We start from the raw sequence: 25,485 nt of genomic DNA on the forward strand, positions 1-25,485 counted from the left end.
TCCCAGGTGACACCCCCCGACCTTACCCCCATCGCATAAACATCAAATGAAACGTCCTACACACATATCTAAACAAACCGTTTAAGCGCCAATTCCCCGACTCCCCTCTCCGCTGGCCCAAAACCTGCTTATTGCACACCGTACAATAAAACCGGTTCAAGCCGGGCTCACCCTCAACCACTGCTGCGTAATGCAGCCTGGGGAATGCTGATGTCTACAACACCGCTTCACTCTTCCAACCATGGCTTGGCGCGGTCGCTCAAGGAGCGCCACGTCATGTTGATCGCTATCGGCGGCATTATCGGGGCCGGGTTGTTTTTAGGATCGGGCAAGGCGATTGCCACGGCGGGGCCGGCGTTGTTGCTGGCGTATGCGTTGTGTGGGGGGATGGTTTATCTGATTGCGCGGGCGCTGGGGGAGTTGTCGTTGTATCGGCCCAGCAGTGGTTCGTTTGCGACGTATGCGGAGGAGTTTTTGGGACCGCGGGTGGCGTTTATCACGGGGTGGTCGTATTGGATGATCTGGATCCTGGTCGGGGTGCTGGAGGTGACCGGGATTGGTTTGCTGATGAAGTATTGGTACCCGGAGTTGCCGCAGTGGATTCCGGCGTTGGTCACTGTCGGCGTGTTGATGGTGATCAATCTGTTTGCGGTGAAGACGTTTGGTGAGGTGGAGTTCTGGCTGGCGTTGATCAAGGTGTTGACGATTGTCGGCCTGATCGGGGCGGGGTTGGTGATTTTGGTGTTTGGGCTGGAGACATCGGAGCAAACGACACCCTCGGCGGCGAATCTCTGGCAGCACGGCGGTTTTTTTCCGAATGGCTGGAGTGGCTTTTGGTTCGCGGTGCCTGTCGCCGCGTTTACCTTTGCGGGTGTCGAGGTGATTGGTTTGGTGGCGGCGGAAACGGCCGAGCCGCAGCGCACCTTGCCACGAGCGATCAATAGCATCCTGTGGCGCATGGCGATTTTTTACCTGGGGTCGACGGCAGTGATCATGGCGCTGTACCCGTGGAATCAGATCGATACGTCGCAAAGCCCGTTTGTGATGGTGTTCGACAGCATCGGGATGAGTGTGGCGGCCGGGTTTATCAATTTTGTGGTGATCAGCGCGCTGGCGTCTTCGTGCAATACCGGGCTGTTTGCCACCAGCCGCATGTTGTTTGCGCTGTCGCATATCAGGCAGGCGCCGCGTCAGTTGCAGGTGTTGAGCCCGCAACAGGTGCCGGCCCGTTGCTTGATGGTGTCGACCGCCATTTTGCTGATGGGGGTGCTGCTGAATTATTTGATTCCGGAGAGCATTTTCAGCCTGTTGATCACGGGGATCCTGGGCCTGTTGATCTGGGTGTGGGTGGTGATCATCACGGCGCATATGGCCTATCGCCGCAAGGTGCAGCGCAGCGAATTGGCAGAAGTGGATTACCGCCTGCCTTGGCCCAAGGTCAGCAGTGTGCTGGTTCTGGGTTACCTGGGCGTGCTGACAGTGCTGGTGATTCGCGACCCGGAAACGCGCGCGGCGTTTTATGTGGCGGCGGCGTGGTTTGGCTTGTTGATGCTGGTGTATCCGAAACGTGCCGCGTCGAAGGGGGTGAGCGATGCCTGGCATGCTTGAGTTGGAGCGTTGCATTCAACGGTACATCCGGGCCAATCCCAACAGTGCGCGCCAGCTGGATTGGGCTGCGCAGGTGATGCCCGGCGGCAACACGCGCTCGGTGCTGTTCTATGAGCCGTTTCCGTTGGTGATGACAGGCGGCAGCGGGTGTTTTCTCGATGACCTGGATGGGCACCGCTACGTCGATTTTCTCGCGGAATACACAGCAGCGCTGTATGGACACTCCCATCCGGTAATCACCGATGCGCTGACAAAGGCAATGGCGAACGGGCTGAACCTGAGCGCCCACACAGAATGGGAAGCGCGGCTGGCGACGCTGATCGTGGAGCGCTTCGGTTGTATCGAGCAGGTGCGGTTTACTAACTCCGGCACCGAGGCGAATCTGCTCGCGTTGGCGGCGGCAAAGGCCTACACCGGGCGCAGCGGAGTCATCGCGTTCAACGGCGGCTATCACGGCGGTGTGTTGAGTTTTGCCGGGGCAAGCACGGCGATGAATGTGCCGCATCGGGTGTACCTGGCCGACTACAACGACCTTGAGAACGTCGAGCGTTTATTGCATGAGCATGTCGACATTGCGGCCATCCTGGTGGAGCCGATGCTGGGTGCGGGCGGGTGTATCTGTGCCGAGCCGGGTTTTCTCGAAGGGTTGCGCGAAAGGAGCCACGCCCATGGCACGCTGCTGATCTTCGATGAAGTAATGACCTCGCGCCTAGCCCCCGGCGGCCTGCAGGAAAAGCTCGGCATCACCCCGGACCTGATCACCCTGGGCAAATACCTCGGCGGTGGCATGCCGTGCGGCGTGCTCGGTGGGCGGCGGGACATCCTGGCGCAGTTTGACCCGCGCCATGGATGCCTGTCCCATGCGGGCACGTTCAATAACAATGTGCTGACCATGGCGGCGGGCATCGCCGGACTGGAGCAGGTGTACACCCGCGAAGCAGCGTTGGAACTCAATGCCCGTGGCGACAGGTTGCGCGGCCAGCTCAATGAGGTGCTGGCGCCCATGTCGATGCAATTTACCGGGCAAGGATCGGTGATGAATCTGCATCCCACGGGCTTACCGATTCGTCGTCCGTCAGATATCCCAACGGACCGAAACGACCTGCGCGACCTGTTCTTCTTTCACCTGCTCGAATGTGGGATCTACAGCGCGCGGCGCGGGTTGTTTGCGCTGAGTTTGCCGCTGACTGACCGCGAGCTGAGCCGACTGGTCACGGCCACGCAAGCGTTCGTCGAGCGCTACGGAGGGGGTTGACGGCTATTGCGCAAGAGCGACAGCGAATCGGTGAACCGCTATCCTTTCGCCGTCGCTCAACCGGAACCCACAATAATGACCAGCAAAACCGCAAACCCACGAGGCAGGCGTAAAAAAACCGCTGGCGAAGATGCAAAGAGCCCACTGAACAAAGACGCCATCATCACCGCCGCCCTGGCGTTGATCGATCGCGAAGGCCTGGACAAATGCAGCCTGCGCAACCTGGCCAGCAGCCTGGGTGTGTACCCGACGGCCATCTATTGGTACGTCTCATCACGCGAGTTGTTGTTGAGTGAAGTGCTGGCCAAAGTCCTGGAACACGTTGCGCCAGAGCCTCAGGAGCGGCGCTGGCAGGACTACCTGCGTGCGGCGATGGTCAACTGCCATGATGCCGTGCACCAGCATCCGAACATCGCGCCGTTGTTGGGTTCGCAATTGGTGTCCAACGCCAGCACCGACTTCACGTTGGTCGAGGGTGTGTTGGCAGCACTGCAACAAGCGGGTTTCAGCGGCCCTTCCCTGGCCGCCGCCTACAATACGTTTATCGCTGCTCTTACCGGTTTCACGACGCTGGAGTACGCGCCATTGCCGGATAATACCGAGGCATGGCAATGCCAAGTGCAGGAGAAGCTGCGGGCCATCGATGCAGAACAGCACCCCACGCTCGCGCAGAATATGGACCAACTGAGCAATCGCGGTTTCAGCCTGCGCTGGCAAAATGGCGTGCACGCGGCGCTGGATGAGAGCTTCACGTTCTACGTCGACACCCTCCTCTGCGGCCTGGAAACCCTGGCTGCCCGCCGCTGAAAATTCGCACAGCAAAACCAGACACACCACCAATTGTACGTCGTACAATTTGTCGCTACAGTCCGCCACGCAAGAGCACCCCATGACCCGAATAACAACAACGTCAGAGGTCTTTTATCGTGGCGACTGCATTCAACGACGTGGCCCAGGGGCAACTGCTCTGGCAGCCCTCCCCTGAGCTTCTTCAACACGCTTGCCTCACTCACTACCTGAGTTGGCTGAGGCACGAACGCAAGCTCAGATTCGCCGATTACCACCCGCTATGGCAGTGGTCCGTCGATGAGCCGGAAGCGTTCTGGCAATCGATCTGGGATCATTTTCACATTCAGGCCAGTAGCCCTCACCAAGCGGTGCTGGGTGACCGTGCGATGCCCGGTGCGCAGTGGTTTCCCGGTGCGCGACTGAATTTTGCCGAACACATTCTGCGCAATGAACGCGAAGGCGACGCACTGCTCTACCAGAGTGAAACGGTTGCCTTGCAAGGCCTGCCGTGGAGTGACTTCGCCCGTCAGGTTCGCACCCTGGCGACCTACCTACGGGAAGTGGGCGTGATGCCGGGTGATCGAGTGGTGGCTTATTTGCCAAATGTTCCCGAGGCGATGATCGCGCTGTGTGCCTGTGCGGCCATCGGTGCGGTCTGGGCCAGTTGCTCGCCGGATTTCGGTGCGGAGGGCGTGCTGGACCGGGTGCGGCAATTGTCGCCGAAGGTGCTGTTGGCGGTGGACGGTTATCGCTATGGCGGCAAGGCGTTTGATCGACGCGAACAGGTCCGGCACATTGCCCGCGAGCTGGGCAGTATCGAACACGTCATCGTGCTGCCAGCGCTGTTTCCCGATGAACCGCTGACGGTTGCCAACGCCATCGATTGGCGCGCCTTGCTCCGGCGGCCTACGGTGCCCGCTGCCGATTTCCACTGCGAACAATTGCCCTTCGATCATCCGTTATGGGTGCTGTTTTCTTCCGGCACGACTGGCTTGCCCAAAGCCATCGTACACAGCCATGGCGGGATACTTCTGGAGCAACTGAAGGCACTGCATCTACACCTGGATTTTCGCCCCGGTGATACAGCATTCATCTTCACCACCACCGGCTGGATGATGTGGAACACCTTGTTCAGCGCCCTGCTCTGCGGAGTACGGCCAGTGCTCTATGACGGCCATCCGACCTGGCCGAACATCGATACGCTGTGGCAGATCGTGCAGGACAGCCGCGCCAGCTTTTTCGGCACCAGCCCCACTTATATCGAGTTGATGAAACGCTACGACGTAGTGCCCCGTGAGCGCTTTGACCTGGGCGCGCTGCGCACCGTGATGCCGGTTGGCTCGCCGGTTTCGCCGCAGTGCAATGCCTGGTTTTACCGCAACCTCAAAACGGATATCTGGGTGACCACGGGCAGCGGGGGCACGGACATTTGCACGGGCCTGGTAAGCGGCGTGCCGACGCTGCCGGTGTATGCCGGTGAAATCCAGGCGCGCGCCCTGGGTGTGGCGGTTCATGCGTTTGATGAAAATGGTCGGCCGGTGGTTGAACAGGTTGGCGAGTTGGTGGTGACGTCGCCCATGCCGTCGATGCCGGTGTACTTTTGGGATGACACTGGGGGCGAGCGCTACCGCGAAAGCTATTTCCAACCCTGGCCAGGGGTGTGGCGCCATGGGGATTTTTTCTTGCTCAATGCCCGTGGCGGTTGCCAGGTGCTGGGGCGTTCGGACGCCACGCTGAACCGCTTTGGGGTGCGGATCGGTACAGCAGAAATCTACCGGGCATTGGAGCCCATCGCAGAAATCGACGATGCGCTGATCGTGAATCTGGACCTGCCCGAAGGCGGTTTTTTCATGCCGCTGTTTGTCCAACTGCGTCACGGCGCGGTGCTGGACGATGCCTTGCAGCAGCGCGTGCGTGAATGCCTGCGCCAGGCGTGTACGCCCCGGCATGTACCGGACCAGATCCTCGCGGTGCCGCTGATTCCCCTGACGCTGACCGGTAAAAAAATGGAAGTGCCGGTGCGCCGAATCCTGATGGGGCACGAGCCGCAAAACGTCGCCAACCTCAGCGCCATGCGCGATCCGCAGGCGCTGGCGTTTTTCATCGAATACGCCCGCCGGAGTCGTTAACCATGAAGGGCAACGCATTTATCGTCGGCGCCTACGAACATCCCACACGGCATGCGGTGGACCGCTCCCTCGCGCAATTGCACGCGGACGTGGCCCGCGGCGCCCTGGCGGATGCGGGGCTGAGCCTCAGCGACGTGGACGGCTACTTTTGCGCCGGCGACGTACCCGGTTGGGATGCTCCGGGTGTAGGGCCTTTTTCCATGGTCGAGTACCTGGGCATTCATCCTCGGCACTTGGAGACCACAGAAAGCTGGGGTTCGTCCTACCTGCATCACGTCGCCCAAGCTACACGCGCGATTGCCGACGGGCGCTGCACCGTCGCCCTGATCACCCAAGCCGGACGCCCGCGTGCCAGGCGCCAACGGCCGGACGCCAGCCACCTCGATCAGCCCCAAACCACCTGCGAAGGCCCCTTTGAAATGCCCTACGGCGCCGCCGTGACCAACCTGTACGCGATGTGCGCGATGCGCCATCAGTACGAGCACGGCACCACCGCCGAGCAACTGGCCTGGATCAAAGTCGCAGCGTCGCACCATGCACAGCACAACCCCCTGGCGATGTTGCGCAACATAGTGACGGTGGACGATGTGCTGAACTCACCGCTGATCGCCGCCCCGTTGCGACGCTTGGATTGTTGTGTGATCAGCGACGGCGGTGGCGCGTTGGTGGTGGTTCATCCGTCCATTGCGCAGGCACTCAAGCGGCCGCTGATTACACCCATCGGTGCAGGTTATTCACTCAGTCATCTGAACGGCGGCTACTTCGACCTGCTGGCTTCGGGCGCGGTGAAGTCTGGCGCCGATGCCTTCGCCGAGGCACGGCTCAAACCCAGCGACATCCGCTACGCCTCGCTGTACGACAGCTTCACCATCACCGTATTGATCCAGCTGGAAAACCTAGGCTTCTGCCCCCCCGGCGAGGGCGGTGCTTTCGTTGCCGACGGTAAATTGATCAGCGGCGTGGGCCCGTTGGCGATCAATACCGACGGTGGCGGGCTGTGCAACAACCACCCCGGCAATCGCGGCGGCATGGCCAGGCTGATAGAGGCTGTGCGTCAGTTACGTGGCGAGGCACACCCAGCGGTGCAAAGGCCTGACTGCGCGCTGGCCCTGGCCCACGGCACCGGTGGATTGCTGGGCTCACGGCATGGCAGCGCTACTCTCATTCTGGAGCGACTCTGATATGCACCTGACCTCACCGCACATCACCCCCGAAAGCGCGCCGTTCTGGGAAGCGGCCAACCGGGAGCAACTGCTGCTGCGCCGCTGCCTCGACACTGGCAAGGCCTTTTTCTACCCCCGCGACCACAGCCCTTTTACCGGCAGTGCAGCCACCGACTGGATCGTCGCCAGCGGCAACGCCACCTTGTACAGCTTCAGCTACAGCGGGCGAGACGATGAAGCGTATTGCATCGCTTACGTAACGCTCGACGAGGGACCGACAATGTTGTCCGTCATCGAGTGCGAGGACAGGCAACAGCTGCAGATCGGGCAACGGCTTGAGGTGACCTTCGCGCCGACGCCCAATGGGCAAAAAATACCTGCCTTTCGATTGTCTCTTACAGGTTGACGGTAAGACACGCCACAGCCGATTTATCACCCGCCAACCACCCATTAATCTGTGCCCATGCTGAACGCAACGCCAAACCCACTTAAACAAAAAAGGATTCAACCATGAGCACGCCAACCTACAATCGCTTGAACAAAGACGACGCCGTAGTTCTACTGGTCGACCACCAGACCGGCCTGATCTCCCTGGTGCAAGACTTCTCCCCTAACGAGTTCAAGAACAACGTGCTCGCCCTGGCGGACCTGGCCAAGTTCTTCAACCTGCCGACCATCCTCACCACCAGCTTCGAACAAGGTCCCAACGGCCCGCTGGTGCCGGAGCTGAAAGAAATGTTCCCGGACGCGCCGTACATCGCTCGCCCTGGCCAGATCAATGCGTGGGACAACGAAGACTTCGTCAAGGCGATCAAGGCTACCGGCCGCAAGCAGATCATCATTGCCGGTGTGGTCACGGATGTGTGCGTCGCGTTCCCTACCTTGTCGGCACTGGCGGAAGGCTTTGATGTGTTTGTGGTAACCGATGCCTCGGGCACGTTCAACACCACCGTGCAGCAGGCGGCGTGGAGCCGGATGACCCAAGCCGGTGCGCAAATGATGAACTGGTTCTCGGTGGCCTGTGAGCTGCATCGCGACTGGCGCAACGATATCGAAGGCCTGGGCAATCTGTTGTCCCAGCGTATTCCGAACTACCGCAACTTGATGAATGGTTACTCGGCGCTGACGGCACGTAAGGACTAAGCCAACCGTTTCATTCAATCAGCCTGCCCTGAAAAAGCAGGCTTTTTTCGTGGAGCTAGCAGTACGCCATTAGCACACTTGCCCTAATTGTTACTGTGCAGGCGCAACACTAAAGTCCTTCAGGTGTTTGAAGCCTCAAGGAAGAACTCAGTTGAATACGCTAACCAAGGCCGGACACTACCTGGCACTCCTGACAGCCTTACTGGCCAGTGCCACGTGGGCGCTCGCCGACGAGCAAGAACCTGTCGGCGACTGGTGGATCATCTACGGCAACGGCCGGGCGCATCAAAACGTGATGTATGTGGCCGACCGTACTTCCGTGGTGCGTTCGAACCATACCAAGGGCGCCCAGTTGGTGGCCGTCACTCTGGTGTATGAGGACCCGGGCAAGCCGATGATCGATGTGTACAACATCGAGGTGCAGTGCCCCACGCGCAAAGTGCGCTTCCTCAACGGGCAGTCGGTCGCGCAATTTTCCTACACGCTCAAGCACTTGAAGGTCTCCAAAACCTGGCAAACGCCCAAGGAGTTCTGGCTCGATCGCACGCTCGCGTTTGTCTGTGAACCGGGCAAGAGCAAAGACACGATCGCCATGGGCAAGATGACCCACCTGCAGATGATCCAGACCACCAAGGCCATGTTCCAGCAGTTGGGGCCGACTCAGGAGAAGAGTCAGATGATCGATGACCTCGACGATATGTTGGGCAACAAGCCCTGAACAGCACGCACCTACACGAAGGATTCACTATGCCTACATGGACAAGGCTGTTGCTGGCAGGACTCTTGTTACCTGCCACGCTTTTTATTAACGGCTGCCACCTGATTGCACAATCGCGCTGGGAAGGCAGGGATGCTCAGGAAGCGCTGAATTTATTCGGCAAACCCGACTCGATGAAAAAGCAGAACGGGCCCAGTGGCGAAACGCAGGTGGTGATGACTTGGTACAAGTCGTCTTCCTGGAACACCACCGAAGCCGCGGGAACTTCAATGAACCACACCGGAAACGGCATGGTTTATACGGAGTATTACCAGAGCGTTGGACACAGTTCGGATTGCAAGCTTGAGGCCACCGTAAACAAGGCCAAGAAGATCGTGCTGTTCAGGATTGAGGATGGCCGCATCCTCCATGGCAAGTGCATCAACATACCGTATGTGCCGGGGTATATTCCGCCAGGGTTCTAGGGCTCGCAGCCCTCTCGCACTCTAATCCGCCAGCTCCCGCTCGATCTGCTCAATGCTAGGCAAAACCGTTTGCAGCTCAGCGGGCAGCGACTCAACCAGTTGATATTCAGCCACACCCATCGGTCGGTTGTTGTCGCGCAATGCATATTCGGCGACGACTTCGTTTTTGCTCTTGCACAGCAGCAGGCCAATCGTTGGCCCATCTTGCGGGTGTTTGAGCTGGGCATCGACGGCCGCGAGATAAAAACTCAACTGCCCCAGGTGCTCGGGCTTGAACTTGCCCGCCTTCAGTTCGATCACCACGTAGCAGCGCAGCTTCAGGTGATAGAACAACAGGTCGACAAAGAATTCATCACCCCCAACGTCGATCAGCACTTGCTGGCCGACGAAGGCAAAACCCGCGCCCAGCTCCAACAGAAAGTCAGTCACGTGTTTGATCAAGGCGTTTTCTATGTCGCGCTCCTGCGCGTCCAAGCCCAGGCTGAGGAAATCAAAACGGTAAGGGTCTTTCAGCGATTCACGCGCTAAATCGGATTGAGGTTTGGGCAGATGGCTGTCGAAATAGCTGACGGCCTTGCCACTGCGCTCCAGCAATCGATTTTCGATTTGCATGACTAACGTATTGCGCGACCAGTTGTGTTCTATCGCCTGGGCGATGTACCAGCGGCGGGTTTCGGGGCCAGGGAGTTTGTCCAGCAACACCACATTGTGTCCCCAGGGCAATTGTGCAGCAGCCTGTTGCACAAATTCCGAGTCTGGCCATGCCTGCGCAAAAGCACGCATGTACTTAAGATTACGTGGTGAAAAACCCTTCATTTTGGGAAAGGCCGCCCGCAAATCCTGGGCAAGACGATCAATGACTTTACTGCCCCAGCCCTGCTCAGCCTGGCGGGTCAAAATGTCGTGGCCGATCTGCCAGTAAAGCAGCACCAGCTCTCGGTTTACCGCCAGCGTTGCGCGCTGTTGCGCCGAATGGATGCGGCCTTTCAGGTCAGTCAGCCAGTCGCTGTAGCCCTCGGGCGGTTGGGTCAAACCGATAACGGTTTCGCTCATGCCGTTGCACTCTTGTGTTTGAAGGGAGGCTAGTCAGGGGCATGTGCTGTCACAAGGGGCCAGAAGCGGTTCAGGAAAGGCCTTTCAACGGTTACAGAAACGTCCTGCTGGCAATTGCAGATTGGCGTATTGCAGCCCCACGCTTGACTCTCCCCTATACGGCAACCCTTACCCTGAAACGCCCTGTTCAGGATCTTTCCCATGACCCCACGCACCCTAGTTATCCTCGGCCACCCCTCCGCTACCAGCTTTTGTTCAGCCCTGGCCGAAACGTACGTCCACGCCGCAAAAGACGCCGGCCATGAGGTGCGCGTCCTACGCTTGGGTGATCTGGCTTTCGACCCCGTCTTGCACACCGGCTACTCCGAGGTCCAAGCCCTGGAACCCGACCTGCTCCGCGCACAATCCGACATCTTATGGGCCACCCATCTGACGTTCATTTTCCCGATCTGGTGGGGCGGCATCCCTGCCTTGATGAAAGGTTTCATCGATCGAACGTTCCTACCCGGCTTTGCCTTCAAATACCGTGCTGGCAAGGCATTCCCTGACAAACTGTTGAAAGGCCGGACCGCGCACCTGTTGGTGACCCTGGACACCCCTCCGTGGTACTACCGCTGGTTCTATCGCATGCCAGGCATCCATCAGATGCGCAAGACCACGCTGGGGTTGTGTGGCATCAAGCCGATCAAGACGTTGCTGTTCGGGCCGGTACTGGGCTCTACTGCGGCGCAGCGGGCCAGGTGGCTGAAACAAACCGGCGCTTTATTGGGAAAAGGGAATTTTCATGTACATCGGCAAAGCCGCGCAGTTGTCGGGCACGACCATCAAGGCAATTCGTCACTATGAGGCGATCGGGCTATTACCTGCGCCGCAGCGTCAGGGCCAGTACCGGGTCTATTCGGAGCAAAGCGTTGAGTTGCTGATGTTTATCAAGTGCGCGCAGCAACTGGGCTTCAAGCTCAAGGAGTTGCAGGACATTCTCCGAGGCCATCAAGGCGACGCGCTGCCTTGGGACCGGGCGGACCAGGCTATCGCTGGAAAGAAACACCAATTAGCCACACAGATCGCTGCGCTGCAGACGATGCAAACAGGGTTACTTGAGTTCGAAGCCCAATTAAAGGACGCGCAGGGGCGATGCTTTTTACCGACAACAGCGCCCACCTGAATGGAAGGTGAGCCGAATAGGACACATAATCGGCTCACTAAATGAGCCGAATAGCTTTTCTATTCGGCTCACCTTCTCAGGTACTCCTCCATGGATCGCCCGTTCTGGATCTGGCAACACATCGACTGGCCGCACTTTCATTGGCAACCTGGGCGCCTTGCGGTGTTGTTGCGCGAGTGCGGGCAAGCCCAAGGCAAGCTGCTGGGCAAGCTCGGTGCCGTCAGCCAGCCAGTCAGTGCGCAGAATGAGCTGGATGCGTTGCTGCAAAATGTCCTGACCTCTTCGGCAATCGAGGGGGAACAACTGAACGTTGGCTCAGTGCGCTCGTCACTGGCGCGCCGTTTGGGTTTGGAACCCTTGAACGGCCAGGTAAGCCGCCGCAGCGAAGGCCTTGCCGAGCTGATGATGGATGCCACACAGCCATTCGACCAACCCTTCACCCTTGCCCGCTTACTGAATTGGCACCATTTATTGTTCCCGGATGCGGAAACTGGCCTTGCCGCGCGTGCGCTGAATGTCGGGACGTTGAGGGGGGATGAGCCGATGCAAGTGATGCCGGGTCGACTTGATCGACCAACGGTTCATTTCGAAGCACCGCCGCGCCTGGGCCTGGAGCAAGCGCTGGATGACTTCCTGGCGTGGTTCGAAACCAGCCGCCATCAACCAGAGCTGGACCCTTTGGTACGCGCCGGCGTGGCGCACTTCTGGTTTGTCACGCTGCACCCGTTCGATGACGGCAATGGTCGCCTGACCCGCGCAATCACTGACCTGGCGCTGGCCCAAGGCGAGCATCAGGCCATCCGTTTTTATGCAATGTCGGCCAGCATCCTCGAAGACCGCGCCGGTTACTACAACGCGCTAGCGTCCAGTCAGAAAGCTACGCTGGATATCACCGACTGGTTGGCGTGGTTCCTCAAGACATTGCTCCGCAGCGTGCAACAAGCCATGGCGCGGATTGACCGGGTATTGGACAAGAGCCGGTTTTGGCAGCAGCGCCGTGACCTCGCCTTGTCTGCCCAACAGATCAAGGTGCTCAACCGTCTGCTCGACGGTGGCGAGAAAGGTTTTGAGCACGGCATCAGCGCCGCGCAGTACCAGGCGGTGGCTAAGGTATCCAAGGCCACGGCCACGAGGCATCTGGCTGACCTGCTGGAAAAGAACTGCCTGGTCCGACTCCCCGGAGGCGGCCGCAGCACGCGGTATCAGGTCAGTACAGAGGGAGAATGACACCCCCGCTCATTTGCCCAGAATCCCCATGTCTGCTAGTGTCGCGCCGGTTTACCGTCTACCGGAATAGCCGCCATGGCCCGCAAAAAAGTTGCACTCGATTTCGAACAATCCCTCGCCGACCTGCAAACCCTGGTCGAGCGTCTGGAGAACGGCGAGTTGTCGCTGGAAGACTCGTTGACAGCGTTTGAGCAAGGCATCGGCCTGACCCGTGACTGCCAGAGCGCCTTGGCGCAGGCGGAACAGAAGGTCCAGGTGTTGCTGGAGCGCGACGGGGAGTTGGCCGAAGAACCTTTCGATGCGGAACAGCCCGAATGATCGACGCGTATCAGGCCAGTAGCCAAGCCCGGGTCAATGCGGCGTTGGAACCCTTGTTTGTCGCGCCAAGCCCCGAACTCAAGCGTCTCTACGAAGCCATGCGCTACAGCGTGATGAATGGCGGCAAGCGCGTGCGCCCGTTGCTGGCCTATGCGGCCTGTGAAGCCTTGGGCGCGCCGGCCGAACAGGCGAATGGCGCGGCGTGTGCGGTGGAGTTGATTCACGCCTATTCGTTGGTGCATGACGATTTGCCGGCGATGGACGACGATGATTTGCGTCGCGGCCAGCCGACCACCCACAAAGCGTTTGATGAAGCGTGCGCGATCCTCGCCGGTGACGGCCTGCAAAGCCTGGCGTTCAGCGCACTGCTGGACCCGGCGCTGAGCAGCGTCAACGCCGACATCCGTCTGCGTATGGTTACCGCCCTGGCCGTGGCTGCAGGGCCCGCCGGTATGGTCGGTGGCCAAGCCATCGACCTCGGTTCGGTGGGCCAGAAGCTTGATCAACACGCCCTGGAATACATGCACCGGCACAAGACCGGCGCCTTGATCGAAGCCGCCGTGCACTTGGGCGCCCTTGCCAGTGGGCGGGCCGAAGCCCCTCAATTGGCGGCGCTGAAGACCTACGCGCTGGCCGTTGGCCTGGCGTTCCAGGTGCAGGACGACATTCTCGACGTAGAAAGTGACACCGCCACCCTGGGCAAGCGCCAAGGCGCCGATATCGCACGGGACAAACCGACTTATCCTGCGCTGCTTGGGCTGGAATCGGCCAAGGCTTATGCCCTGGAACTGCGCGACCAGGCCCTGGACGCCCTGCGACCTTTCGACGCGGCGGCCGAGCCACTGCGTGACTTGGCGCGGTATATCGTCGAACGCCGGCACTGATTACAGCGGCCATTTCAGCCGCATATCGGCCAAGTTCGGCGCTCTGCGTGGGCAGTTTGCGATGCTTGAGGTAAACTGCCGCCTCTTCTATACCTATAACGATTCGCCTGATGCCCACGACGTTTCAAGAGATTCCCCGCAAGCGCCCGTCCACGCCCCTGCTCGACCGTGCTGCCACGCCGGACGGCCTGCGTCGGTTGGGTGAAGCCGAGCTGGAAACCCTGGCCGATGAGTTGCGCCTGGAATTGCTCTACACGGTCGGCCAGACCGGTGGGCATTTTGGTGCTGGCCTGGGCGTCATCGAGCTGACCATCGCCCTGCACTACGTGTTCGACACCCCGGACGACCGGCTGGTGTGGGACGTGGGCCATCAGGCGTATCCGCATAAAATCCTTACGGGTCGCCGCGAGCAAATGGGCACCCTGCGCCAGAAGGACGGCGTTGCTGCCTTCCCGCGTCGCTCCGAGAGCGAGTACGACACCTTTGGCGTCGGCCATTCCAGCACCTCCATCAGTGCAGCGCTGGGCATGGCGATTGCCGCCCGTCTGCAAGGCAGCGATCGCAAGGCGATTGCCGTGATTGGTGATGGCGCGCTGACTGCCGGCATGGCCTTCGAAGCGCTGAACCATGCGCCGGAAGTGGACGCCAACATGCTGGTGATCCTCAACGACAACGACATGTCGATCTCGCGCAATGTCGGTGGCCTGTCCAACTACCTGGCAAAAATCCTCTCCAGCCGCACTTACGCCAGCATGCGCGAAGGCAGCAAGAAGGTGCTCTCGCGCCTGCCCGGCGCGTGGGAAATTGCCCGGCGCACCGAAGAATACGCCAAGGGCATGCTGGTGCCTGGCACCCTGTTTGAAGAGCTGGGCTGGAACTACATCGGCCCTATCGACGGCCACGACCTGCCGACCCTGATTGCCACCCTGCGCAACATGCGTGACCTCAAGGGCCCGCAGTTCCTGCACATCGTCACCAAGAAAGGCAAAGGCTTTGCCCCGGCAGAAGTCGACCCGATCGGCTATCACGCAATTACCAAGCTGGAACCGCTGGACGCCCCCGCCGCTGCGCCGAAAAAAGCCAGCGGGCCTAAGTATTCCGGTGTGTTTGGCGAATGGCTGTGCGACATGGCCGCCGCCGACCCGCGCCTGGTGGGCATTACTCCGGCGATGAAGGAAGGCTCCGACCTGGTGGCGTTCAGCGAACGTTTCCCGCTGCGCTACTTTGACGTGGCGATTGCCGAGCAGCACGCAGTTACATTCGCCGCCGGCATGGCCTGTGAAGGCGCCAAGCCGGTAGTAGCGATCTACTCGACGTTCCTGCAACGCGGTTACGACCAGTTGGTGCATGACGTAGCGGTGCAAAACCTAGACGTGCTGTTTGCCATCGACCGCGCCGGTTTGGTCGGCGAAGACGGCCCGACCCACGCGGGCAGCTTCGACTTGTCCTACTTGCGCTGCATCCCCGGCATGCTGGTGATGACGCCGAGCGACGAAAACGAATTGCGCAAGATGCTCAGCACCGGCCATCTGTACAACGGCCCGGCGGCCGTGCGCTACCCTCGCGGCAATGGCCCGAATGCCGTGATCGAAAAAGACCTGGAGCCGATCGAGATCGGCAAAGGCATCGTGCGTCGCCAGGGCAGCAAGACCGCATTCCTGGTGTTCGGCGTGCAACTGGCCGAAGCCCTGAAAGTCGCCGAGAAGATCGACGCGACCGTGGTCGACATGCGTTTCGTCAAACCACTGGATGAAGCCTTGGTGCGCGAGATCGCCGGTAGCCACGAGCTGCTGGTGACCGTCGAAGAAAACGCCATCATGGGTGGCGCTGGTGCGGCGGTCAGCGAGTTCCTGGCACGGGAGAATATCCTCAAGTCAGTGCTCCACCTGGGCTTGCCGGATGTGTACGTCGAACACGCCAAGCCGGCGCAGATGCTGGCGGAGTGCGGGTTGGATGAGGCCGGGATTGAGGCTTCGGTGCGCAAGCGCATGGCACTCTTGAACCTGTAAACAACATTCAAATGTGGGAGCTGGCTTGCCTGCGATAGCATCACCTCGGTTACGCTGACAGACCGAGGTGCCTGCATCGCAGGCAAGCCAGCTCCCACATTGGTTTGCATTGTTTTTAAATGCCATGGACAGCCAATGAAACGCCTTCGCTATGCCTTGCCCCTTTTCCTTCTGCCTGCCACCGACCTGCTCGCAGACAGCCGCGACGACGCCCTGAAACTCCCCAACGTCGTCATCAGCGCCAACCGCCAGGTGCAGGCGCGCAACGACAGCAGCGCCGCCAACAGCGTGTTTACCCGCGATGACATCGATCGCCTGCAACCCACCAGCCTCACCGACCTGCTCAGCCGCGTTCCTGGCGTGCAAATAGCACCGACTGGCGGCCGCGGCAGCCTGCCCGGCATCTATATGCGTGGCACCAAATCCGCCCAGAGCCTGGTGCTGGTGGACGGTCAGCGCATCGCCAATACCACCTCCGGTGACAGCGGCTTGCAGTACCTGAACGTCGACCAGATTGAACGGGTGGAAGTGCTGCGCGGTTCACGCTCAGTGATCTACGGCAGCGATGCCATTGGCGGGGTGATCCAGGTGTTTACCCGGCGTAATACCGAGCAAGGCCTGCAACCACGCCTCAAGCTCGGTTTCGGCAGCAACCAGACCTGGGAGCGTAGCCTTGGCCTGTCCGGCGGTGATGAGCACACGCGTTTCAACCTCGGCGCGAGCCTGGATGAAACCGCGGGCATCAACTCGACGCACACGTCATTCCCAAGCGATGGCGACCACGACGCCTACCGCAACCAGTCACTCAGCCTGAACCTGAGCCATTCCTTCAGCGATGAGCTAGAGGCCGGTTTCAACCTGTTGGATAACCGTGGCAAATCGGAGTACGACAACAGCTTCGGCCGCTACGACGTCGCCACCGGGCAAACGCTTGGGCAAAAGCCCTACACCGACTACGCGGTGAGCAGCGCCAGCGGCTATGTCGATGCCAGGCTCAACGAGCGCTGGCAATCGCGCCTGGAGCTGGGCCATAGCGAGAACCGCGACACCAAGCGCGACACCCTCAGCGATGACTTCAGCGTGTTCAACACGTACCGCGACTCGGTCAACTGGCAGAACGACCTGACGCTGAATGACCAGAACAGCCTGATTCTCGGCGGCGACTGGTACGAAGACCGCTTCCACGGCTCCACCACCTTTACCGAAAACAGCCGCTGGAACCGTGCAGCTTTTGTGCAACATCGGTTCCACGGCCAATGGTTTTCCACCGAGTTGGGGATACGGCGCGACCAGAACCAGCAATTTGGCGGGCAGAACAGCTGGAGCGGCACCGTCACCGTGCCGGTCAACCCCGACAACGACGTGCTGCTGAGCTACAGCGAAGGCTTTCGTGCGCCGACCTTCAACGACCTGTATTACCCGGATACGAAGTACAGCAACCCCAACCTGCAGCCCGAAACCTCGAAAAGCTACGAGCTGCAATGGCGCAGCCAGTTGAGCGACAGCACGCGCCTGGAGGCCTCGCTGTACCGCACCGACTTGAGCGACGCGATCATTCTCGACAGTAACAGCAAGCCCCAAAACGTGGCGTCGGCGCGCATCGATGGCGTTGAGGCCGCGCTGAAGCAAGAGCTGTTTGGGTGGCAGGGCAACATGGGGCTTGCGGTCATCGACCCGCGCGACCGTGACAGCGGCCACACCCTGGCCCGACGGGCGCGGCGTACGTTGAGCCTGGATCTGGATCGGCAGTTCGACAAACTGGGGGTAGGTGCCAGTTGGCAGGCCATCAGCAGCAGCTATGACGATGAAGACAACACACACCGCCTTGGCGGGTATGCCTTGCTGGGATTGCGCAGCAGTTGGGCGTTGAATCGGGAAGTGGCGTTGTCGCTGAAGGTCGATAATCTGTTGGACAAGTCGTATGCACGGGCGCGTTACAGCTATAACGACCCGGGGTTCTTGAACAATCAGGATTACCGTGAAGAAGGCCGGGTGTGGATGGTTGGGGTTACCTGGACACCTGAGATCTGAGTGGGCCGTACAGGCCTCATCGCAGGCAAGCCAGCTCCCACATTTGGAATGCGTTTCCCTGTGGGAGCTGGCTTGCCTGCGATAGCGGTGTCACAGGTCAGGTGCAATCACCTGACACAACCTCGCCACCGCCTCCAACATCTGCCCACTGGGCCGCTCCAGGCCTTTGTCCGGAACCACCCGCACCCGCGTCGCCATCGACGGCCAGACCTTCCAGGCCTCCTTCTGCGCCTGATCCCCCACCAGAATCAACTCGGGATCACGCTGCAACACCGACTCGATATTCACCTGCGGCGCGGGCAGCGTGAGGTCGTCAAACACATTGCGCGTGCCGCACACACTCAAGGCATCACTGATGATCTGCCCGCCGCCCACGGTGTACAGCGGCTGGTTCCACACTTGGTAGAACACCCGCAACGGTTCGGCCCGCTGATAACGCTGACGCAGTTCGGCCAGGCGCTGGCGCAACTGTGCAGCCAACTGCCGACCGGCTTCAGGCCGACCTAATTGTTCGGCGATGGCCTGCACTTGGGTGGTGAGTTGTTCAAGGCTGTGGGGTTCGGCGACGTACACCGGAATGTTCAGGCGCTGCAACTGCTCACGCTGGGCCGGGCCGACACTGCCGGGCCACAGCAGGATCAGGTCGGGCTTGAGACTGAGCAGGCGCTCCATGTCCAGTTGGCCGTAACGCCCCACCGACGGTACTTGCGCCAAGGCTGCCGGGCGATCGCCGCCGTCGAGCACGCCCACCAGCAGGTCGGCAGCGCCCAGTTCAGCGACGATTTCAGACAGCGATGGCGCCAGGCTGATCACGCGTTCGGCAGCCAACGCCTGGGCACTCAATGCCAGCAGCAGGAACGCCAGCCAGTGACACCTCATCCCAATTGACGGGGGATGCGGTAGAGGTAAAACAGCACGAGTGTCGATAGCACCAGCAGGAACAGCGGCACGGCTTCAAGGCCGACAAACACCGCCAACGCACCGATCCAGGCTGGCACGGCGGCAACCAGCAACGCCGCGCGCCGACGCGCCGCCAAGGTAATCCAGGCAGCCGGTTCTTCGGGGGTATCGAGGGCTTTGGAGGTCGCGATCAACGCATGTTTATAGCCGTTGAAGTAGCGCAGGCTGAGGAACATCGAGGCCACGCCGGCAATAAAGAACGGCATGGCGAGCACCGGCAGCAAGGACTGGGCCTTGCCAAATACCAGGTTGATCACGAACAAAGGGAGCAGCGCCAGCGCCAGGTACTGCCACCAATTGAAGGACAGTCGCCGTTTCACCTGGCCACGAGTCACGCGCGGTCGACCTCGCCCTGGTGCTCGTTGCCCATCATGTGGTCGAGCTTGCTGGCCTTGGTGGCCAGGTAGAGCTTGTTATGCGGGTTGTGCCCGGTGTGCAACGGCACGCGCTCGGCAACGGTGATGCCCATTTCGGTCAAGGCTTTGACCTTGCGCGGGTTATTGGTCATCAGGCGCAGGGATTTGACGCCCAGATACTCCAACATCGGCAGGCAGATCGCGTAGTCACGCTGATCGGCGGCGAAGCCCAGGCGCTCGTTGGCCTCCACGGTATCGGCACCGCCATCTTGCAGCTCGTAGGCGCGGATCTTGTTCATCAGGCCAATGCCGCGGCCTTCCTGACGCAAGTACAGCAGCACGCCACGGCCTTCGCGCGCGATAGCTCGCATAGCCGCTTCAAGTTGCGAACCGCAGTCGCAACGCTGGCTGAACAGTGCATCGCCGGTCAGGCATTCGGAGTGCACACGCCCAAGCACCGGCGCGCCATCCGCGATATCGCCCAGGCTAAGCACAACGTGCTCGCGCCCGGTGGCTTCTTCAAGAAAGCCGCTCATGGTGAACGTGGCAAAAGGGGTAGGCAGCTTGGAAGCGGCGACGAAAACGATGGGCACCATGTGCTCCTGATTTCAGTTTTTACAGAGGCGGCCATTGTAACAGCACGTTCCTACAGACGCTTAAGCTGAATTATCGCTGATAAAGATCAATCGGTTTGATTGGCCTTTGTTCAGCTTCTATGCAGCGCTGCTATTCACGCGTCTCGCGAAAGTGTTGATAGCCACGGATGGCGGGGGTGATGTCCTGTCCGTTAGCGTCGAGCAGCGTCACGCCCTGTCCCGCCTCGACTCGGCCGATCACATGGATCGGCCAGCCGGCGGCCTGCAGCGGCGCCAATTCGGCGGATGGCAGGGTAAACGCCAGCACGTAGTCGTCGCCCCCGCTCAACGCCGCCACGCGTGCCTGGTCATCGCCGACAAACGCCAGCAGCGCCCCGGACAAGGGCAACTGTTGACGCTCGATCAGCAGGCTGACAGACGAAGCCTTGGCGATATGCCCGCAATCGGCCAGAAGCCCGTCGGAAATATCCATCGCGGACGTCGCCTTGCCGCGCAGTGCCAGGCCCAAGGCCAACTGCGGTTGTGGCGACCAGTAATGCGCCAGCAACGGCTCGGCGATGGCCGCGTCAGCGCTGCGCTGCCCCAACACCAGCGGCAAGGCCCCGGCGGCATTACCCAGCTCGCCGCCGACACACAGCAGGTCACCCGGCCGCGCACCGCTGCGGGTCAAGGCTTGCCCGGCCGGCACACGACCAAACACGGTCAGGGTCAGGCTGAGGGGCCCGCGTGTGGTATCGCCGCCCACCAGGCCCACGCCGCAGCGTTGCGCCATGAGGTTCAAACCCAGGGCATAGCGTTGCAGCCAATCGGCATCAACCGTCGGCGTGGTAAGGGCAAGGGTAAACGCGAGGGGGTTGGCGCCCATGGCAGCCAGGTCGCTCACCGCCACCGCCAACGAGCGTTGGCCGAGCAGGAAGGGGTCGCAGGGGTCCGAAAAGTGCACCCCGGCCACCAATGTATCGGTAGAAATTGCCAGTTGCTCCCCGGCAGGGAGCGCCAGCAAAGCGCAGTCGTCGCCGATCCCCAAGGCAATGCCTTCGCCGCCTTGCGCACAAGGCGCGGCGGCGAAGTAGTTGCGGATCAGCTCAAACTCGCCCACAGGACTCAAGCGCCGGTTAGCGCTTGTACGCCTTCACTTCGGCTTCACGCAGGCGCGGGGCCAGCTTGTCGAGCACGCCGTTGACGAACTTGTGGCCGTCGGTCGAACCGTAGACTTTCGCCAGTTCGATGCCTTCGTTGATCACTACGCGGTACGGCACATCGACGCGATACAGCAGTTCCCAGGTGGACAGGCGCATCACGCACAGTTCAACCGGGTCCAGTTCTTCGATGGTCAGGTCCAGGCAAGGTGCCAGGGCCGTGTCGATCTCGCTCAGGTGCGCATACACACCGTGCAGGATGTCGTGGAAGTACGGCAGGTCGGCGAAGGTGAAATCGTTGTCGACGCGAAACTGCGCTTCGATTTCGTTCAGCGAGGCGCCCGCCATCTGACGCTGATACAGCGCCTGGGTGGCCAGTTGACGAGCAGCGCGACGCTTCTCGTTCTTGGACGGCTTACCGGCGTCGGCTGGACGCTCGTCGCGTGGGTTGAAACGATCGCTCTCGTCGGAAATCACTTGGCCTCCAACTGCGACAGCAGGCTGACCATTTCCAGGGCGGACAGGGCAGCTTCAGCGCCTTTGTTACCGGCCTTGGTGCCGGAACGCTCGATGGCTTGCTCGATGGAATCAACGGTCAGTACGCCGAAGGCGACCGGCACGCCGAACTCCATGGACACCTGGGCCAGGCCCTTGGTGCATTCGCCAGCCACGTATTCGAAGTGCGGAGTACCGCCACGAATGACCGCGCCCAGGGCGATGATGGCCGCGTATTCACCCTGTTGAGCAACTTTTTGCGCAACCAGTGGAATTTCGAAGGCGCCAGGGGCACGGATAAGGGTGATATCGCTTTCGCTCACACCGTGGCGAACCAGGGCGTCCACGGCACCGCTCACCAGGCTTTCAACCACGAAGCTGTTGAAGCGGCCAACTACCAGGGCGTAGCGGCCTTTGGGGGCGATGAAGGTACCTTCGATGGTCTTCAGGGTCATTCGACAAATCTCTTAAAGAGCCGGGACGCGTGTATGACGCGCCCCTTAGTGATATTTGAACCGCAAACAAGGGGCGACAATCGCCGGCCTTTATTCGGAGGGCACGTATTCTACTACTTCCAGGTCGAAACCGGATATCGCATTAAATTTCATGGGTGCACTCATCAAGCGCATTTTGCGCACGCCCAGGTCACGCAGGATCTGCGAACCGGCACCGACGATGCTATAGGTGGTCGGTTTTTTCACCGCCACGTGGTCAGCCGTTTCGCGGATATGCGCCAGCAATACATCGCCGTCGACCGGATTACCCAGCAACAACACCACACCGCTACCCGCCTCGGAGACCGCAGCCATGGCGGCGCGCAGGCTCCAACGGCCCGGTTGCTTGACCATCAGCAGGTCACGCAGCGGGTCCATGTTGTGCACGCGCACCAAGGTTGGTTCGTCTGCACAGATGGTGCCCAGGGTCAGGGCCATGTGCACGTCGCCTTCCACTGAATCACGGTAGGTCACCAAATTGAATTGGCCCAGTTCGCTGTCCAGTGGCTGCTCGGCAATCCGCTGAACGGTACGTTCGTGGATCATCCGGTAGTGAATCAGGTCGGCAATGGTGCCGACCTTGATGTTGTGTTCGGCGGCAAAGGCTTCCAGTTCAGCACGGCGAGCCATGGTGCCGTCGTCGTTCATCACTTCGCAGATCACCCCGCTCGGTTCGAAACCGGCCATGCGCGCCAGGTCGCAGGCGGCTTCAGTATGGCCGGCGCGAGCCAGGGTGCCGCCCGGCTGGGCCATCAGCGGGAAGATGTGGCCTGGGCTGACGATGTCTTCGGCCTTGGCGTCTTTGGCGGCGGCGGCTTGCACGGTGCGCGCACGGTCAGCAGCAGAGATACCGGTGGTGACGCCGGTGGTGGCTTCAATCGATACGGTGAACTTGGTGCCAAAACCCGAGCCATTGCGCGGCGCCATCAATGGCAGCTTGAGCAATTCGCAGCGCTCACGGCTCATAGGCATGCAGATCAGCCCACGGGCGTGCTTGGCCATGAAGTTGATGTGCTCAGCCTGGCAGGCCTCGGCGGCCATGATGATGTCGCCTTCGTTCTCGCGGTCTTCGTCATCCATCAGGATGACCATCTTGCCTTGGCGGATGTCTTCAACCAGTTCTTCGATGCTATTGAGCGCCACGTGGCACCCCCTTGGTCAGGATTTCAGGTAGCCATTAGCGGCCAGAAAACTTTCGGTGATGTTACTGGCAGCAGGCTCTGCGGCCTTGTCGCCCAGCAATAGGCGCTCCAGATAACGGGCAAGCAAGTCGACTTCAAGGTTAACCCGGCGACCCGGCTGGTACGACGCCATGATGGTTTCGCTCAGGGTGTGGGGAATAATGGTCAGTTCAAATTCGGCGCCGTTCACGGCGTTCACGGTCAGGCTGGTACCGTCGACGGTGATCGAGCCTTTGTGGGCAATGTATTTGGCCAACTCTTTGGGCGCGCGGATGCGGAATTCCACGGCCCGCGCGTTTTCGCTGCGCGCCACGACTTCGCCGACGCCGTCGACGTGGCCGCTGACCAGGTGGCCGCCAAGGCGGGTGGTCGGCGTCAGGGCTTTTTCCAGGTTGACCGGGCTGCCGGCCTTAAGGTCATTCATCGCGGTGCAGTCCAGGGTTTCCCGGCTGACGTCGGCGGCGAAGCCATTGCCCGGCAGCTCGATGACGGTCAGGCACACGCCACTGACGGCGATACTGTCGCCCAGCTTGACGTCGCCCAGGTCGAGCTTGCCGGTTTCAACCAGCAGGCGTACATCGCCGCCTTTGGGGGTCATTGCACGGATGCTGCCGATGGATTCGATAATGCCGGTGAACATTTCGTTCTCCTGAAAACGGGGGGCTGACGCTCAAGCGCAGGCCGGGAATTATACGCTCGCTGCGGGGAGCGGGATGGCAGTGACTCGCCAGTCGTCGCCAACAGCGCGCATTTCAGTGATCTTGAGTTGGGGGGCGTCGGCGAGTTTCTCAAGCGGCCAGTCCAGCAAAGGCCGGGCGGCGGAGCCAAGGAACTTGCCGGCGACGAATATCACGTATTCATCCACCAGGCCTTGCTGGGCGAACGCGCCCGCCAGGCTTGGGCCGGCTTCTACCAGCACGTCATTGACGCCGCGGGCAGCCAGCGCAACCAGTGCTGAGCGCAGGTCGACCTGGCCCTCGACGCCCGGCACCACCAGGCACTCGGGGCCACGGGGGAACTGGTTTTCCGCGGTCACGCACGTGATGACCAACGCCGGGCCGGCCTTGAAGAACGGCGCATTGAGCGGCACGCGCAAGCGGCCATCGATCAGCACGCGCAACGGCGGGCGCGACATCGCCAGGGCAGTCGTGGCTTCGTCCAGGCCGAGCTCGGCGGCGCGTACGGTCAAGCGCGCACCGTCCGCCAACACTGTGTCGGCGCCCGTCAGCACCACGCTGACCTCGGCGCGCAGGCGCTGTACCGCGGCGCGGGCGGCGGGGCCGGTGATCCATTGGCTTTCGCCGCTGGCCATCGCGGTGCGACCGTCCAGGCTCATCGCCAATTTGACCCGCACGAAAGGCAGGCCGTGTTCCATGCGCTTGAGGAAACCCTTGTTGAGGGCCCTGGCTTCACCTTCCAACACACCGCTGCGCACCTCGATCCCAGCCTGGGCCAGGCGCTGCATGCCGCGCCCGGCGACTTCCGGGTTAGGGTCCTGCATCGCCGCAACCACCCGCGCCAACCCGGCGCTCACCAACGCATCGGCGCACGGCGGGGTGTGACCATAGTGGCTGCAAGGTTCAAGGGTTACGTAGGCCGTGGCACCGCGAGCCTTGTTACCCGCTGCGCGCAGGGCATGCACTTCGGCATGGGGCTCGCCGGTACGCACATGCCAGCCTTCGCCGACAATCTGCCCATCACGCACAATCACGCAACCTACCCGTGGGTTGGGATGGGTGGTGTACAAGCCATTGCGTGCAAGTTCCAGGGCGCGGGCCATGTAATGGGCGTCGAGCACTGCCTGTTCAGCAGAAGGTGGGTTCATTCTTTGGCAGGCTCACGGGCCAGGCGGTCGATCTCTTCACGGAACTCATTGAGGTCCTGGAAGCGTCGATACACCGAGGCGAAACGGATATAGGCAACTTCGTCGAGCTTTTGCAGCTCGCCCATTACCAGCTCTCCAACTACCAGGCTCTTGACCTCGCGTTCGCCGGTCGCCCGCAGCTTGTGCTTGATGTGCACCAGCGCCGCTTCCAGCCGCTCGACACTCACCGGGCGTTTTTCCAGGGCGCGCTGCATACCGGCGCGTAATTTATCTTCGTCGAAAGGCTGGCGGCTGCCGTCGGACTTGATCAGACGTGGCAATACCAGTTCGGCGGTTTCGAAGGTGGTGAAACGTTCACCGCAGCCAGAGGCCAGGCATTCGCGCCGGCGACGCACTTGATCGCCCTCGGCGACCAGACGCGAGTCAATGACCTTGGTGTCGTTGGCACCGCAGAAGGGACAGTGCATGGTTGGCAGGCAACAA

At 60.8% G+C, this 25,485-nt stretch carries 27 protein-coding genes; 16 read left to right on the forward strand and 11 right to left on the reverse strand.

Going from position 1 to position 25,485, the window contains the following annotated elements; translation table 11 throughout:
• Positions 1-276: 276 nt before the first annotated feature.
• The 9 genes from AB4O35_RS02485 (at position 277) to AB4O35_RS02525 (ending at position 9,269) form a co-directional block, all read left to right on the forward strand.
• On the forward strand, positions 277-1,608 hold the full coding sequence (locus tag AB4O35_RS02485) for an amino acid permease (protein ID WP_256530456.1): 1,332 nt from the start codon (positions 277-279) through the stop codon (positions 1,606-1,608).
• Complete coding sequence (locus AB4O35_RS02490; RefSeq protein WP_065945954.1) at positions 1,592-2,863, forward strand: aspartate aminotransferase family protein; 1,272 nt, start codon at positions 1,592-1,594, stop codon at positions 2,861-2,863. Before AB4O35_RS02485 ends, AB4O35_RS02490 begins: the two co-directional genes overlap by 17 nt.
• A 75-nt stretch (positions 2,864-2,938) precedes the next feature.
• Entirely contained in the window at positions 2,939-3,670 is a 732-nt protein-coding gene (locus tag AB4O35_RS02495; RefSeq protein ID WP_065873705.1) for a TetR/AcrR family transcriptional regulator C-terminal domain-containing protein, read from the forward strand.
• Positions 3,671-3,789: 119 nt separating this feature from the next.
• The gene (locus AB4O35_RS02500; RefSeq protein WP_065945953.1) at positions 3,790-5,781 is read left to right on the forward strand and encodes an acetoacetate--CoA ligase; all 1,992 of its coding nucleotides are present in this window, start codon (positions 3,790-3,792) and stop codon (positions 5,779-5,781) included.
• A gap of 2 nt (positions 5,782-5,783) precedes the next feature.
• Positions 5,784-6,962 (forward strand): thiolase domain-containing protein, encoded by a 1,179-nt coding sequence (locus AB4O35_RS02505; RefSeq protein ID WP_065873707.1) that lies wholly within the window; start codon positions 5,784-5,786, stop codon positions 6,960-6,962.
• 1 nt (position 6,963) lies between these two features.
• Positions 6,964-7,350, forward strand: coding sequence for a Zn-ribbon domain-containing OB-fold protein (locus AB4O35_RS02510; protein WP_065908978.1), 387 nt, complete (start codon positions 6,964-6,966; stop codon positions 7,348-7,350).
• A gap of 104 nt (positions 7,351-7,454) precedes the next feature.
• Entirely contained in the window at positions 7,455-8,087 is a 633-nt protein-coding gene (gene ycaC / locus AB4O35_RS02515) for an isochorismate family cysteine hydrolase YcaC (RefSeq protein ID WP_049711340.1), read from the forward strand.
• Between the two features lie 151 nt (positions 8,088-8,238).
• Positions 8,239-8,805 carry a hypothetical protein gene (locus AB4O35_RS02520; protein WP_065873709.1) on the forward strand — a complete coding sequence of 189 codons (567 nt, stop codon included), beginning with the start codon at positions 8,239-8,241 and terminating at the stop codon, positions 8,803-8,805.
• A gap of 29 nt (positions 8,806-8,834) precedes the next feature.
• Complete coding sequence (locus AB4O35_RS02525; RefSeq protein ID WP_065873710.1) at positions 8,835-9,269, forward strand: hypothetical protein; 435 nt, start codon at positions 8,835-8,837, stop codon at positions 9,267-9,269.
• Between the two features lie 21 nt (positions 9,270-9,290).
• Here AB4O35_RS02525 and AB4O35_RS02530 read toward each other — a convergent pair whose 3' ends face one another.
• Positions 9,291-10,322 carry a PDDEXK nuclease domain-containing protein gene (locus AB4O35_RS02530; protein WP_065945952.1) on the reverse strand — a complete coding sequence of 344 codons (1,032 nt, stop codon included), beginning with the start codon at positions 10,320-10,322 and terminating at the stop codon, positions 9,291-9,293.
• Positions 10,323-10,523: 201 nt separating this feature from the next.
• On the opposite strand from AB4O35_RS02530, the gene AB4O35_RS02535 reads away from it, so the two are divergent.
• The 7 genes from AB4O35_RS02535 to AB4O35_RS02565 all read left to right on the forward strand — a co-directional run bounded on the left by AB4O35_RS02535 (position 10,524) and on the right by AB4O35_RS02565 (position 17,956).
• A complete protein-coding gene (locus AB4O35_RS02535) occupies positions 10,524-11,168 on the forward strand; it encodes an NAD(P)H-dependent oxidoreductase (protein ID WP_065908983.1) in 645 nt (214 codons plus the stop codon).
• Positions 11,107-11,487 (forward strand): MerR family transcriptional regulator, encoded by a 381-nt coding sequence (locus AB4O35_RS02540; RefSeq protein ID WP_065908986.1) that lies wholly within the window; start codon positions 11,107-11,109, stop codon positions 11,485-11,487. The genes AB4O35_RS02535 and AB4O35_RS02540 overlap by 62 nt, the downstream gene beginning before the upstream one ends.
• 90 nt (positions 11,488-11,577) lie before the next feature.
• Entirely contained in the window at positions 11,578-12,714 is a 1,137-nt protein-coding gene (locus tag AB4O35_RS02545; protein ID WP_065945951.1) for a Fic family protein, read from the forward strand.
• Between the two features lie 75 nt (positions 12,715-12,789).
• Positions 12,790-13,032, forward strand: coding sequence for an exodeoxyribonuclease VII small subunit (locus AB4O35_RS02550; protein WP_003176346.1), 243 nt, complete (start codon positions 12,790-12,792; stop codon positions 13,030-13,032).
• The gene (gene ispA / locus AB4O35_RS02555; protein ID WP_065881125.1) at positions 13,029-13,916 is read left to right on the forward strand and encodes a (2E,6E)-farnesyl diphosphate synthase; all 888 of its coding nucleotides are present in this window, start codon (positions 13,029-13,031) and stop codon (positions 13,914-13,916) included. Before AB4O35_RS02550 ends, ispA begins: the two co-directional genes overlap by 4 nt.
• A 110-nt stretch (positions 13,917-14,026) precedes the next feature.
• Positions 14,027-15,925 (forward strand): 1-deoxy-D-xylulose-5-phosphate synthase, encoded by a 1,899-nt coding sequence (gene dxs / locus AB4O35_RS02560; protein ID WP_065945950.1) that lies wholly within the window; start codon positions 14,027-14,029, stop codon positions 15,923-15,925.
• 135 nt (positions 15,926-16,060) lie between these two features.
• Positions 16,061-17,956, forward strand: a complete 1,896-nt coding sequence (locus AB4O35_RS02565) for a TonB-dependent receptor domain-containing protein (protein ID WP_065945949.1) — start codon at positions 16,061-16,063, stop codon at positions 17,954-17,956.
• Positions 17,957-18,046: 90 nt separating this feature from the next.
• Here the strand turns inward: AB4O35_RS02565 and AB4O35_RS02570 are convergent, their stop codons facing one another.
• The 10 genes from AB4O35_RS02570 to nrdR all read right to left on the reverse strand — a co-directional run bounded on the left by AB4O35_RS02570 (position 18,047) and on the right by nrdR (position 25,469).
• On the reverse strand, positions 18,047-18,835 hold the full coding sequence (locus AB4O35_RS02570) for a cobalamin-binding protein (RefSeq protein WP_065873717.1): 789 nt from the start codon (positions 18,833-18,835) through the stop codon (positions 18,047-18,049).
• On the reverse strand, positions 18,832-19,251 hold the full coding sequence (locus AB4O35_RS02575) for an MFS transporter (protein ID WP_065891191.1): 420 nt from the start codon (positions 19,249-19,251) through the stop codon (positions 18,832-18,834). Before AB4O35_RS02575 ends, AB4O35_RS02570 begins: the two co-directional genes overlap by 4 nt.
• Positions 19,248-19,865, reverse strand: a complete 618-nt coding sequence (ribA, locus tag AB4O35_RS02580; protein WP_065873737.1) for a GTP cyclohydrolase II — start codon at positions 19,863-19,865, stop codon at positions 19,248-19,250. The genes AB4O35_RS02575 and ribA overlap by 4 nt, the downstream gene beginning before the upstream one ends.
• 133 nt (positions 19,866-19,998) lie before the next feature.
• Entirely contained in the window at positions 19,999-20,967 is a 969-nt protein-coding gene (gene thiL / locus AB4O35_RS02585) for a thiamine-phosphate kinase (protein WP_065873719.1), read from the reverse strand.
• A gap of 16 nt (positions 20,968-20,983) precedes the next feature.
• The gene (gene nusB / locus AB4O35_RS02590) at positions 20,984-21,484 is read right to left on the reverse strand and encodes a transcription antitermination factor NusB (protein ID WP_065873720.1); all 501 of its coding nucleotides are present in this window, start codon (positions 21,482-21,484) and stop codon (positions 20,984-20,986) included.
• Positions 21,481-21,957 carry a 6,7-dimethyl-8-ribityllumazine synthase gene (ribH, locus tag AB4O35_RS02595; RefSeq protein ID WP_003194576.1) on the reverse strand — a complete coding sequence of 159 codons (477 nt, stop codon included), beginning with the start codon at positions 21,955-21,957 and terminating at the stop codon, positions 21,481-21,483. Before ribH ends, nusB begins: the two co-directional genes overlap by 4 nt.
• A gap of 90 nt (positions 21,958-22,047) precedes the next feature.
• Positions 22,048-23,139 carry a bifunctional 3,4-dihydroxy-2-butanone-4-phosphate synthase/GTP cyclohydrolase II gene (ribBA, locus tag AB4O35_RS02600; protein ID WP_065873721.1) on the reverse strand — a complete coding sequence of 364 codons (1,092 nt, stop codon included), beginning with the start codon at positions 23,137-23,139 and terminating at the stop codon, positions 22,048-22,050.
• A 15-nt stretch (positions 23,140-23,154) separates the two neighbouring features.
• Positions 23,155-23,817: a riboflavin synthase gene (locus AB4O35_RS02605; RefSeq protein WP_065873722.1), complete on the reverse strand. Its 663-nt coding sequence runs from the start codon at positions 23,815-23,817 to the stop codon at positions 23,155-23,157.
• A 48-nt stretch (positions 23,818-23,865) separates the two neighbouring features.
• Complete coding sequence (gene ribD, locus AB4O35_RS02610; RefSeq protein WP_065881121.1) at positions 23,866-25,002, reverse strand: bifunctional diaminohydroxyphosphoribosylaminopyrimidine deaminase/5-amino-6-(5-phosphoribosylamino)uracil reductase RibD; 1,137 nt, start codon at positions 25,000-25,002, stop codon at positions 23,866-23,868.
• On the reverse strand, positions 24,999-25,469 hold the full coding sequence (gene nrdR, locus AB4O35_RS02615) for a transcriptional regulator NrdR (RefSeq protein ID WP_049713467.1): 471 nt from the start codon (positions 25,467-25,469) through the stop codon (positions 24,999-25,001). The genes ribD and nrdR overlap by 4 nt, the downstream gene beginning before the upstream one ends.
• Positions 25,470-25,485 lie beyond the last annotated feature (16 nt).

This window comes from Pseudomonas sp. H1_A03, from assembly GCF_054685145.1.